This is a genomic window from Blastomonas sp. AAP25 (assembly GCF_001295965.1).
GTDB lineage: Bacteria > Pseudomonadota > Alphaproteobacteria > Sphingomonadales > Sphingomonadaceae > Blastomonas > Blastomonas fulva.
Map to the genome: position 1 here is coordinate 1 of NZ_LJHP01000012.1, position 12,573 is coordinate 12,573.

Genomic DNA, 12,573 nt, shown 5'->3' on the forward strand with positions numbered 1-12,573 from the left:
GGAGTGGCAATGAAAATTGGCGAGCTCGCGAGCGCCACGGCGACCAAGGTCGAGACCGTGCGCTTTTATGAAAAGACTGGGCTGCTGCCTCCACCCGCACGGACAAGCAACAATTACCGGACCTATCCCAATGAAAAACGCGGCCGCAGTATTTGTATCAATGCTTCGGCCTATGGCTGAGTGATCGCTGATGGGGGATTATTCGCTAATCATTTGGAGAGATTGGTGAATCGATAGGGTGTGTCTATTTAAGACCGGTAAGAGACAAACCCGAAATGGCATGCTGCATTTTGTCCGCTCCGCCATAAATTGAGGGGACGGGGCACGGGTATATCCGGTCAATGCATTTACCAAACTTGGCTCATCCCGCGTAAATTTTGTCATGACAATGTGCACCATCTCGGGTAACGCTCATCCAATGCTGCTCAAAGTATGGTCCCTTTTGCTCATAGTGATCGCGTCATCCTTGATGGTGACGGCGACGGTGCATGCGCAAGAACTGCCAGGGACACTTACGATGGAGTGTAGTGGTGCTGTGCACACCGAAGGTGATGCCGACCAATCGCAGGGTGATTCAGACCAAGCAGTTCCGCATCACCACAGCTCCTGCCACGGCGCTTCCCTTAACGTCCCGGCGAGCGACGGTTTGTCGGCAGTGTATCTTTCTGACATGCGCCCTTCATATGGGTCCGACAGCGCAACTGCGTCGCGCCTAGTCGATCCCGCACTGAGGCCTCCTTCCGCCTGATCTTTTCCGTCAGCCGGCATGTGCTGGCTCGTCGCAATTTGTCAGGATTCCCAGAAAATGAAAAAGATGATCGCGGCCGTGCTGGCCGCGGCGTCCTGCGCATCGCTCGCGCAGGCGCAGGCTCAGTCGCAACAGACGGGTGAGCAGAACGCGAAACCGCCAACTGTGACGCAAACATCCGAACAGCCCTTGCGGTTATTCACGTTAGACGATGCTGTTCTGGCGGCGGGCGGGGCCGCGCCGTCCAACGTAGCAGCCGCCGCAGGCATCGAAGCCGCGCAGGCCGGGCGTGCTGTTGCCGGATTGCGGCCAAACCCGACCTTCCAGGGCCAAATCGAAAATGTTGCCGGTTCCGGGCCTTATACGGGTCTGCGGAGCGCAGAGACGACCGTCGGGGTTGCGATCCCGCTCGAGCTGGGAGGTAAGCGAACTGCACGTATTGCAGTCGCGACTGCGCAGGTGTCACGGGCCGAGTTGCAGGCCGCGATCGCGGCAGCCGATATTCGTGTGCAGGTCACGCAGCTCTACGTCGAAGCGCTCGCGGCTGAACGTCGGTTGATGACGGCGCGAGATCAGGCTCGGATTGCGGCAGAGGTGCTGCGTGGTGCGGGAGTGCGGGTCCAGGCTGGCCGGGCATCGCCACTCGAACAGCAGCGCGCAGATGTGGCGCGTATAAACGCAGATGCTAATGTCGAGCGACTGACCCGCCTCGCGGAAGCGGCGCGGACAAATCTCGCGCGCCGGGTGGGTCGGCCGATCGATGGGGCGCTGGATTCACAACTGCTTGATCGCCTCCCTGTCGCGACCTTCGGACCTGTAGATCCGTCCACAGCGAAAGGTACACTCGCGCTAGCGGCAGCGGATGCCGACTTGGCAATTGCAGACGCTGGCATCGAGCTGGCCCGGGCAAACCGTGTGCCGGACATCAACGTCGGACCAGCGCTACGGAGATTGGAGGCGACTAACGACATAGCGGCAGTCTTCTCGATCTCGATTCCGATCCCTGTGTTCAACAATGGTCGCGCTGCTATTGCCCAGGCAACCGCGGAGCAGACCCGAGCCGAGGCAGTGCGACGCGTGACCGCGCTTGATGTCGAACAGGCAATTACCGACGCGGAAGCGGAAGCAGCAAATGCGGCAACCTCAGCACGCGCAGCAGCCGGTCCCGCCTTGGCGGCAGCCCAGGAAGCCGCAAGGATCGCGCGGATCGGATATCGCGAGGGCAAATTCGGTCAGCTCGATCTTCTCGATGCCGAACGCACGCTGGCCGAAACGCGCGTTGCTGCGATCGATGCGCTCGCCAACTATCAGAATGCCCGCGCCCGTCTTGAGCGGCTTACCGCTCCGGTGCCAGACCAACAGGGGAATTGATCCATGTCTATGTTTATGTCGCGCTCAGTGGCACCGCTGGCCCTCGCCCTCACCCTCAGCCTCGCCGCCTGCGGGGGAGCGAGCGAGCCCGATATTGAAGCTGAAAACGAGACCGCGCCGAAAAACGGCGGCGACGAAAAGGCGGCCGCAGGGAGCCATGCTGATGAAGGCAAGGTCACGCTCAGCGTCGATCAGATAGCAGCAGCAGGCATTCAGGTTGGTCGCCCGACGCTTGGTGGATCAGGCACGATCGAACTGCCGGCTACAATCGAAGGCGATCCACAAGGAACGCAGGTCGTCTCGGCAGCAATCGGTGGCAGGGTCGTTTCTCTGACCCTCAATCTTGGCCAGTCGGTGCGGCGCGGGCAGACGATCGCGGTCATCGAAAGTCGCGAGGTGGCGCAGCTCAAGGGTGAAGTCGAGGCGTCGCGTGCCCGGCTCGCCCTCGCCAATTCAAATCTTGCGCGTGAACAGCGACTATTCGAGCAGCGGGTGTCGCCTGAACAGGATCTGATCGCAGCGCGCACAGCATCTATCGAAGCGAGCATCGCCTATCGGCAGGCCCAAAGCCAGGTATCGGCAGCTGGTGGCGGGGGGGGCGGTCTCAACCGGTTAGGCATCGTCGCACCAATCGGCGGCCAGATCATCGCCCGCCCGGTCGTGCTCGGACAGACGGTCGCGGCCGATGCCGAACTCTACCGCATTGCAAACCTTGGCCGCGTGTCATTGGCGCTGAACCTCAAACCGGAAGACGCTGGCCGGGTGAAGCCGGGCAACACGGTTATGGTGAGCGCGCCAGGCCGACAGTCGAGCGCGCGGATCAGCTTCGTGTCGCCGGCACTCGATCCGCAAACCCGGCAGGTGCCGGTTATCGCGACCCTCGACAATGGGGGCGGACAGTGGAGGGTCGGCGAGCCGGTGACGGCCTCTGTGCAACTTAGCGGCACCGGCGGTGCTGCGAATACGGCAATCCTCGTGCCGACCACTGCGATCCAGACGGTCGAGGGCAAGTCGGTAGTGTTCGTCCGAACTGCGACAGGATTCCAGGCAACGCCGGTCACGCTCGGCGACGCTGCCGGTGCAACCGTTATCGTTCGCTCCGGCCTCACGGGCCGCGAGCAAATCGCCACTACCGGCAGCTTCACGCTCAAAGCCGAAATCGGCAAGGGCGAAGCGGCGCACGAGGATTGATGCAATGATTGCGCGCATTGTCACATGGGCGGTAGAGAAACGCTGGCTTGTCCTGCTTCTCACTGCCATTGTCACCGTCATCGGTGGCTATTCGCTTTACCGGCTGCCGATCGACGCGGTGCCGGATATCACCAACAACCAAGTGCAAATCAACGTCCGCGCACCCGCCCTCTCGCCCGAACTGGTGGAGAAGCAGGTGTCTTTTCCAATTGAAACCGCCCTCGCTGGTATTCCCGGGCTCGATAACACTCGCTCGCTTAGCCGAAACGGTTTCGCGCAAATCACCGCAGTGTTCGATGATTCAACGGACATCTATTTCGCCCGCCAACAAGTCGGTGAGCGGTTACAGGGCGTCGCAGAAACGCTTCCCAATGGCGTAAACCCCGAAATGGGGCCGATCGCTACGGGTCTTGGCGAAGTCTATATGTGGACCGTCCGGCTCGAACACCGAAAGGATGACGAGCATCGGCCAGGCGAGCCAGGCCAGCAACCGGATGGCAGCTATATTACGCCCGAAGGAGAGCGGCTGACCAGCGCGGAGGACAAGGCGACATATCTTCGCACGGCCCAGGACTGGATCGTCACGCCGCTTTTGAAGAACGTGCCCGGGGTAGCCGGAATCGATTCGATTGGTGGCTATTCTAAGCAATATCTCGTCGTTCCCGACGTGCAGAAGTTAGCGTCGCTCAAAATAACGCTGACCGAACTTGGGACAGCGCTCGAACGCAACAACACAAGTGTTGGCGGCGGCTTCGTCAATCGCAACGGCGAAGGCCTTGCGGTTCGTTCGGACGCGTTGGTGCGCAATGCGGCCGAACTGGCGCGCACCGTCGTTGCGACCCGTGAAGGTGTGCCGATCACGCTCGATCAGGTCGCCAATGTTCGCAATGGTCAAGCGATTCGCATGGGATCGGCATCCGAGAACGGAACCGAGGTCGTTGTCGGCACTGCGATCATGCGGATCGGTGAGAACAGCCGCAACGTCGCCACCGCAGTCGCCGATCGGCTGAAGGAGATCAATGCCTCGTTGCCACCCGACGTTGTGGTGCAGCCGGTTCTTGATCGTACAGCACTGGTCAATTCGACTATCCAGACGGTCGCAAAAAACCTGTCGGAAGGCGCGCTGCTCGTCATAGTCGTGCTGTTTCTGCTGCTCGGCAATTTTCGGGCGGCGCTCATCGCAGCCGCAGTGATCCCAGTTACGATGATGCTGACCGGGTTCGGGATGCTGCGCTTGGGGGTCTCGGCTAACCTCATGAGCCTCGGCGCGCTCGACTTCGGTCTGATCGTCGATGGTGCCGTGATCATCGTCGAAAACGCGCTTAGGCGGCTCGCTGAACAACAGCACCATCAAGGTCGGCTGTTGACGATCAAGGAGCGCCTCGAGGTCGTCGCGACCGCCGCGCGTGAGATGATCCGGCCCTCGGTCTACGGGCAAGCGATCATCATCCTCGTTTATGTTCCGCTGCTTACCCTGACCGGGGTCGAGGGCAAGACGTTCGTACCGATGGCGCTCACTGTCATCATCGCCTTGCTATTCGCATTTGTTCTGTCACTCACCTTTGTGCCCGCTGCGATCGCTATCTGGCTGTCGAAGCGGGTCGAGGAAAACGACGGAAGGATCATTAGCTGGCTCAAGGCTCGCTATGAGCCGGGCCTAGAAAAGGCGATGAAGCAACCCTCGCTCACCATTGGGGCGGGTATCGGCAGCCTCGTTGTCGCAGCATTAGCCTTTACAACGTTGGGATCGGTGTTCCTGCCGCAACTCGATGAGGGAGATTTGCTCATTCAGTCGCTGCGGATCCCCGCGACCTCAGTCCAGCAAAGCCAGGCGATGCAGGTACCAATCGAGCAAATGGTGGCGAAGCAACCGGAAGTGCGGTTTGTCTTCTCCAAAACCGGCACTGCAGAACTGGCATCAGACCCGATGCCGCCCAACGCGACGGACATGTTCGTGATCTTGAAACCCCGCGACGAGTGGCCTGATCCCAAGTTGGCGAAGGCTGATCTGGTCGAGCGACTTGAGAGCAAGCTCGGACAGATTCCTGGTAACGCTTATGAGATCACGCAGCCGATCCAAATGCGTTTTAACGAACTGATCGCCGGCGTGCGCGGGGATATCGCGGTCAAGGTGTTCGGCGACGACTTCGCTTCCATGAACCGCACTGCCGAACAGATCGCCGGAGTCCTGCGCAAGACGGAAGGGGCGGTGGACGTAAAGGTCGAACAAACGACGGGTCTCCCGATGCTGGACATTCGCGTCAATCGCGACGCGATGGCACGAGTCGGCGTCACCGCGCAGGACGTGCAGGATACCATCACTGCCACGCTTGGCGGGCGGGAATCCGGCGTGATCTTCGAAGGTGACAGGCGATTTCCGGTCGTCATCCGGCTGTCCGATGCTGAGCGTGCCGATCTCGGGCTTCTGGAACAGGTGCAGGTGCCAGTGTCGGGAGGTGGCTATGTCCCGCTGTCCAGCGTCGCCAGCATTGGCGTCGTTGACGGGCCGAACCAGATTAGCCGCGAGAATGGCAAGCGCCGCGTCGTCGTCCAGGCCAATGTCCGTGGCCGTGACGTCGGCAGCGTGGTGACGGATGCACAGGCTGCCGTCAGGCAGGGCGTGCGCCTGCCGGCGGGCAGCTATCTCGAATGGGGAGGCCAGTTCGAGAATTTGAAGTCGGCCAGCGAGCGGCTGCAGCTCGTTATTCCGGCCTGCTTTATCTTGATCCTCCTGTTGCTCTATGGAGCGCTGGGTTCGGCGCGCGATGCCGCGATCGTGTTCACAGGCGTGCCATTTGCGCTGGTCGGCGGTGTGCTGCTGCTGTTCGCGCGGGGCATGGACTTCTCGATCTCGGCCGCAGTGGGGTTCATCGCACTATCGGGCATCGCGGTCCTCAACGGACTGGTGATGGTCAGTTCGGTCCAGGATCTGATCCGGTCGGGGATGGACCGGGCAGAGGCAGCCCGCACCGGCGCTATCCAGCGATTGCGCCCGGTCGTGATGACGGCGCTCGTCGCAAGCCTAGGATTTGTGCCGATGGCATTCGCGAGCGGTGCTGGCGCGGAGGTGCAGAAGCCGCTCGCAACCGTCGTCATCGGTGGTCTGATCTCGGCGACACTGCTGACGTTGTTCGTACTGCCGACCCTTTACGCCCGGTTCGGGCAACAAGCCATGAAGGTCGAAAAAGATGATGAGGCGGAAGGGACCGAACCCGCGCCTCAACACGCATGATCGATAGGGGGAGGGTGGCATCCGTCCTTCCCCATCACGTCAAAAAAGGCGGCGTAAGATGCCAGTAACGGAAAATGTTGTGAGCCTCACCGTTGGCGCGGCACTGATCTTGTCCGCCTGCTCACCGCGGCAAGACAATGGGTCGCCCACCGAACAGGAAATCCACGCGAGAAACAGCGGCGATGCGAGCTGGACACCAGGTCACCATCCATATCGGTGCAACGACAATCGTACGCTTCTCGTCGATTTCAAGAACGACGGACTGACGATCGAGCTGCGCCGCGATGACAGCGCGGCACCGATCGTACTGAATGCACCTGCGCAGGGGCTCCAATATGTCGGCGACACCATAAGCGCGACCTTTTTCAGCAACTCCATAAGGATCGAGGAAGCAAGCAAGCGTCCGATCCTCTGCAGAAAGGCGACGCGCCTGTGACTACCGGTCCGGTAAATAGGGATGTTGATGGCACGGCAAATTCATCCAACGGGCAGGTCCCTGACGAGCGCCGCACCCTATGGATCGTGTTGCTGCTCAACGCGATGATCGCGTTTGGTTTCTTTGGGACCGGACTTGCTGGCGATTCGAGCGCCCTGATCGCAAACGGTGTCGATAACCTGGCCGACACTGCAGTATATGGGCTGAGCCTCGTTGCGCTAAATCGCGGGCGCCAATGGAAGACGCGCGCGGCGAGCGTCTCGGGTGTTATGCTGCTGCTCTTCGCGGGAGGCATCCTGCTCGACGTCGGCCGTCGCTATGTCCAGGGCAGCGATCCGATCGGGCCGACAATGATGATGATGTCAGCGATCGCCGGGGTTGTGAACTATATCTGTTTGCGATTGCTGCAACGGCTCAAACAGCCTGATGTTAATCTGCGCGCTGCGGCCACTTTCAGCTTCAACGATTTCATCTCCAACGGCGGAATCCTGATCGCTGGCGCGCTGGTGCTTTGGCTGGGGACGAATTGGCCCGATCTGCTGGTGGGCCTGGCTACCGCTCTTATCGCGCTCAAGGGCGGGATCGAAATTCTGCGCGATGCGCGGGCAGAAACAAATACCAATGCGGAGACGGCGTGATGACCGATAAGCTCGAACTCGATATTCCCGTCCTGCTGCCGGAGGTTCCTGACGCGGCCGATGCCTGTGTCGGGCGTCTCATCTCGATCCTCAGCGCCAAACCCGGCGTCGAGCGCGCGCACGTCCTGCCTGCCGATGGTAACAGTCCGGCGAAGCTCTGCATCCATTTCGATGGGGGGGCGCTGCCGCTGTCGCGTGTGCGAGAGATCGTGCGAGCGGCGGGCGCCGATATCAGCGGGCGATACGGCCATGCGACATGGCAGATCGAAGGGATCGGGCACGAACGCCGCGCCCGCACCGTCGGCGAGACCCTGTGCCAGTTGCCCGGCGTGCTGCAGGCCGACGCCAGCGCCTCGGGCAGCGTCCGGGTCGAATATGACAAGGAGCGCATCGACGAGGCGGCAATCCTCGTGGCACTGGTCAAGCTCAAGCTCAAGGTCAAGCCAGGCAAGCGGACCGGCTCCAATTATGCCGGCGATCACGCGGGACACGATCACAGGCAGGGCGGCGATGCCGGAGGCGGTGAAAAGCACGGACCGGGAGATGGTCACGATCATGCGCACGCCAATTTCCTCGGGGCCAATACCGAGCTGATCTTCGCGCTGGCCTGCGGTACAGTGCTGGCGGTCGGCTTCGGACTTGAAAAGTTGGTTGCAGGTGCGCCCGATTGGCTGCCAACAGCCTTCTATGTCGGTGCCTATGTTTTCGGCGGCTTCTTCACGCTGCGCGAGGCAATCGACAATCTGAAGCTCAAGAAATTCGAGATCGATACGCTGATGCTCGTCGCGGCCGCTGGCGCAGCGGCGCTCGGTGCCTGGGCGGAAGGCGCACTGCTGCTTTTCCTGTTCAGTCTCGGCCATGCGCTCGAGCATTATGCGATGGGTCGCGCCAAGCGCGCGATCGAGGCGCTGGGCGAGCTTGCGCCCGCTAAGGCAACGGTGCGCCGTGAAGGACAAACGACAGAGATACTGGTCGAGGAACTCGTCGTTGGCGACATCGTGGTCGTACGTCCGAACGAACGCCTGCCCGCTGACGGCTTCGTCATCAGGGGATCGAGTGCGATCAACCAGGCACCCGTCACCGGCGAAAGCATTCCAGTCGACAAGGAACCGGTCGATGATGTCGAAGCGGCGCGCACAAAGCCCAATGCGGTCGCGGCGACATCGCGGGTATTCGCCGGGACGATCAACGGCGCCGCCGCGATCGAGATCGAGGTGACGCGGCGCTCCAATGAAAGCGCGCTCGCCAAAGTCGTGAAGATGGTGAGCGAAGCCGAGACGCAGAAGTCGCCTACCCAGCGGTTCACCGATCAGTTCGAGCGCGTCTTCGTGCCAGCTGTGCTGGCGCTCTCGTTTTTACTGCTGTTCGCGTGGGTGGTGGTCGACGAACCGTTCCGCGACAGCTTCTATCGTGCGATGGCGGTGCTGGTCGCCGCCAGCCCGTGTGCTCTGGCGATCGCCACCCCGAGCGCGGTTCTGTCCGGCGTCGCGCGAGCGGCACGCGGCGGAGTGCTAATCAAGGGCGGCGCGCCGCTTGAAAACCTTGGTTCCCTCAAGGCGATCGCGTTTGACAAGACCGGGACGCTGACGGAAGGTCGGCCCCGCATCACCGATGTCGTACCCGTCGAGGGGGCGAGCGAAGAGGATCTCTTGGCGCTCGCTGTTGCGGTCGAGGGCTTGAGCGATCACCCACTGGCACAGGCGATCGTGAAGGACGGCCGCGAGCGCCTTGGTGGGCGCGAGTTGCCAGAAGCGACCGATCTCGAGAGTTTGACGGGACGCGGTGTCACCGCAACCGTCGATGGCGAGACGGTATGGATCGGCAAGGCCGAGATGTTCGGCGTGGAGGGCATCCCCACGCTGAACGCGGCCGCGACCGCCGCCGTCGCCACCCTGCGTGAAAGCGGGCGGACCACTATGGTGGTCCGCAAGGGCGAAAACGACATTGGCGCGATCGGGCTGATGGACACTCCGCGCGCGGCGGCCAAGTTGGCGCTCACGCGGCTGCGCGAGATGGGCATCGCCCGGATGATTATGATCTCAGGCGATAATCAGAAAGTGGCTGATGCCATCGCCAAGGATGTCGGGCTCGACGAGGCGTGGGGAGACCTGATGCCGGAGGACAAGGTTGCTGCGATCAAAAGACTAGCTGGCGAGGACATGGTCGCCATGGTTGGCGATGGCGTCAATGACGCCCCTGCAATGGCGTCGGCGACGGTAGGTATCGCGATGGGCGCTGCAGGCTCCGACGTGGCGCTGGAGACGGCCGACGTAGCGCTCATGGCCGATGACCTCGCGCATCTGCCGTTCGCGGTGGGCCTGAGCCGACACACCCGCAGCATTATTCGGCAGAATGTCTTTGTTAGCCTCGGCGTGGTGGCATTCCTTGTACCCGCAACGATCCTCGGGCTTGGGATTGGCCCAGCGGTGGCGATGCACGAAGGGTCAACGCTGCTGGTAGTATTCAACGCGCTACGCCTGCTCACCTACCGAGATAAAGCAAAGCTATCTGCATAAGGATGGATATGAAAATGTGTGCGCGTCGGTCGCAAGCGGTATAGATCAGACGCCAGTTCTTGGCTTACCGAATAGGTTCTTGATCCTACGACGCTGGCGGTAAGGCGCGGCACTGTACGGTATAGGCACCTTGCTATTTGCTTTTGACAGGATGCAAACCGCCATACTTCGCTCGATTAAGTGTGGCGCAAATCCAGTCAACGCCATAGCGTCGGTCGCCGAACATTGTCCTGACAGGTGTCAAAGCGACGATCATCGACGCGTCACTCTTGCGACCGCTAATCTGACCGTGGCTTTGCAGCTTGACCAGCGTTCGACCTTTGCTTTCGTACACTGCTGGGAGTTCGGATTTCAGACTGCCTGTGGTTTGTCCGATACGTCGGGCAATAACCTCAATTTAAGCAGGCTTGCTGTCATGCGATGTGCCTTGAAGCGAGCTTCTTCATAAGCATCCAGAGATCGGACTTGCTACCATCGGCCGCAGGCTATCGCGGATCACGAAGATACTGTCGCTCACGATCTGCCGATCATGCCTTCCGCAAGCATTTCAATAGGCCCTCCGGTTGAAATGTAACAATGTCGTTGATCAGGGCGAACTTACCACTATGTTCTTCCAGGTGACACGGCGCCTCATTTTCTATCTCGCGGCCTTTCTGGTGGCACTGGTTCCGATTGAGGCAACCTACGCGGCGAATGGCTGTGCGCCTGCGGCAACGATGACTGACCACGGCGGCGACTGCGGCGATTGCATGGATGACGAGCGCGAGCAGTGCCAAAGCTATTGCCTCGCCTTGTGCCAGAGCCTTCCGGCAAGCCGCGTTGCGTCTCCTGAGGCCCGTGACCTGTCGTCGCTCATCTATCAGCCGCTTCTCGTCAAGTTTCCGCCCTTGCCAGACGGGGGGCCGGAACCACCGCCTCCAAGATTTCTCCGCTGATCCATTCAATTCAACATCAACGGAGATACCATCATGAAAAAGTACATTATCGCTGCAGCCGTGCTGCTTGGATCCAGCTCGGCAGCATTTGCCGCCGCGCCGGATCAGGTTGCATCCTTGGCCATGTCCTGCTGCGACCTCGTGCTCGCTTGCTGTGATGCGGCCATGAGCTGCTGCCCGTAAGGGAATGACCAGAGCATGAGGGCGGGCGTCCGGTCACTGACCGGGCGCCCGCCTTTTCATGGCCGGTTTCCGCTCGTCCACGTGCGCGATGAAGGTCCTGTCAAGGCCTGTTAATTGTGGGATCGAAAGCATTGTAATAAAAAGATTCGCCGCATGGTATTACTAGGCGCCAGTTAAATGGGGCTGCCGCGCGTCTGATTGCCGGAAATTGGCTCCCATCACGGTGATCGTCCCGGCCCGAAGAGGATCAACCCGGCCCCGGCGAGGCAAATTGAGGCTCCGATGACATCCCAGCGGTCGGGCCGTGCACCTTCCACTGTCCAGAGCCATATTAGCGAAGCAGCGATGTAAACACCGCCATAGGCTGCGTAGGCGCGCCCCGCGACGGGCGTATCAACGAACGTAAGTAGGCACGCGAATAAGGCTAAGGAAACCATGCCCGGAAACACCCACCACACGGGCTTGTCGAGGCGCAGCCATGCCCAAAAGGTGAAGCAGCCCGCGATCTCGGCTAGCGCGGCAAGGGCATAAATGATCGCCGTTGGCAGGTTAGGCATCGTCATAGCTTCAATCCAAACTTCGGGCCGGCCCAGACCATTGACGCGTAAAGCGCCATTGTCAGAATGCACCCTGCAAGCAGCGCGGGCCAGAATCCGACACCACGCTTGAGCAGGGCAGGGATGACGAGAAACATCGGTAGACTTGGAAGCACATACCAGAACGTCGCGGCCGAATGCTCGGCCAGGCGCGCCACGTCTTGCGTGTCGCGCCACAGCCAGATCATGCCGAGCACTGAGATCAGAGGCAACGAAGCGATCAGCGCCCCGGTACCGGGATTGCGCCGCGCGGTTTCTGAAACGATCACGATGATGATGGCAGATGCGACGGCTTTGACGAGCAGATAATACATCAAGCTGTGTCCTTACCGCGCGGGGCCAGAGTTTCGATAATCTTGCAATCGGCCACGGTCCCGTGACGGCAGGAACCGATGGTCCGATCAAGCTCGGCGCGCAGCGCGGACAGATCGGCGATCTTGCGGTCGATTTCGGTGAGGTGGACGCGTGCAATCACGTCAACTGCATCGCAGGACTGGGCCTTGTCATCCGACAGTGTGAGCAGTTCGCGCACCGCTTCGAGCGTGAAACCGAGATCGCGGGCGCGGCGGATGAACGACAGGCGCGCCAGATGATCATTGCCGTAGGCACGGTAGTTGGCGCTTGTCCGCGCCGGCGGTGACAACAGCCCGATCTTTTCATAATAGCGCACCGTCTCGACCTTGGTCGCCGTGGCGCTCGCGAGCTCGCCAATTTTCATCGCCACTCC

At 60.9% G+C, this 12,573-nt stretch carries 11 protein-coding genes; 8 read left to right on the forward strand and 3 right to left on the reverse strand.

Annotation, left to right across the window (positions count from 1 at the left end; genetic code table 11):
- From IP68_RS19755 to IP68_RS20215, 8 genes are all read left to right on the forward strand, one after another.
- Positions 1-180, forward strand: a 180-nt coding sequence (locus IP68_RS19755; protein WP_369814852.1) for a MerR family DNA-binding transcriptional regulator, incomplete at its 5' end; no start/stop codon positions are given.
- A 625-nt stretch (positions 181-805) separates the two neighbouring features.
- Positions 806-2,119, forward strand: a complete 1,314-nt coding sequence (locus IP68_RS10815; protein WP_054135016.1) for a TolC family protein — start codon at positions 806-808, stop codon at positions 2,117-2,119.
- A 15-nt stretch (positions 2,120-2,134) separates the two neighbouring features.
- On the forward strand, positions 2,135-3,310 hold the full coding sequence (locus IP68_RS10820; RefSeq protein ID WP_369814853.1) for an efflux RND transporter periplasmic adaptor subunit: 1,176 nt from the start codon (positions 2,135-2,137) through the stop codon (positions 3,308-3,310).
- Positions 3,311-3,314: 4 nt separating this feature from the next.
- Positions 3,315-6,542 (forward strand): efflux RND transporter permease subunit, encoded by a 3,228-nt coding sequence (locus tag IP68_RS10825; RefSeq protein ID WP_054135009.1) that lies wholly within the window; start codon positions 3,315-3,317, stop codon positions 6,540-6,542.
- 58 nt (positions 6,543-6,600) lie between these two features.
- Positions 6,601-6,978, forward strand: a complete 378-nt coding sequence (locus IP68_RS10830) for a hypothetical protein (RefSeq protein ID WP_054135010.1) — start codon at positions 6,601-6,603, stop codon at positions 6,976-6,978.
- Complete coding sequence (locus IP68_RS10835) at positions 6,975-7,616, forward strand: cation diffusion facilitator family transporter (protein ID WP_054135011.1); 642 nt, start codon at positions 6,975-6,977, stop codon at positions 7,614-7,616. The genes IP68_RS10830 and IP68_RS10835 overlap by 4 nt, the downstream gene beginning before the upstream one ends.
- The gene (locus IP68_RS10840; RefSeq protein ID WP_054135012.1) at positions 7,616-10,132 is read left to right on the forward strand and encodes a heavy metal translocating P-type ATPase; all 2,517 of its coding nucleotides are present in this window, start codon (positions 7,616-7,618) and stop codon (positions 10,130-10,132) included. Before IP68_RS10835 ends, IP68_RS10840 begins: the two co-directional genes overlap by 1 nt.
- Positions 10,133-11,100: 968 nt before the next feature.
- Positions 11,101-11,250, forward strand: coding sequence for a hypothetical protein (locus tag IP68_RS20215; protein ID WP_156076275.1), 150 nt, complete (start codon positions 11,101-11,103; stop codon positions 11,248-11,250).
- 218 nt (positions 11,251-11,468) lie between these two features.
- Here IP68_RS20215 and IP68_RS10850 read toward each other — a convergent pair whose 3' ends face one another.
- From IP68_RS10850 to IP68_RS10860, 3 genes are read right to left on the reverse strand one after another with little or no spacing between them, the layout of a single operon-like run.
- A complete protein-coding gene (locus IP68_RS10850) occupies positions 11,469-11,813 on the reverse strand; it encodes a YnfA family protein (RefSeq protein WP_197275780.1) in 345 nt (114 codons plus the stop codon).
- A complete protein-coding gene (locus tag IP68_RS10855; protein WP_054135014.1) occupies positions 11,810-12,160 on the reverse strand; it encodes a DUF3147 family protein in 351 nt (116 codons plus the stop codon). The genes IP68_RS10850 and IP68_RS10855 overlap by 4 nt, the downstream gene beginning before the upstream one ends.
- The gene (locus IP68_RS10860) at positions 12,160-12,564 is read right to left on the reverse strand and encodes a helix-turn-helix domain-containing protein (protein WP_054135015.1); all 405 of its coding nucleotides are present in this window, start codon (positions 12,562-12,564) and stop codon (positions 12,160-12,162) included. The genes IP68_RS10855 and IP68_RS10860 overlap by 1 nt, the downstream gene beginning before the upstream one ends.
- Positions 12,565-12,573: the final 9 nt, after the last annotated feature.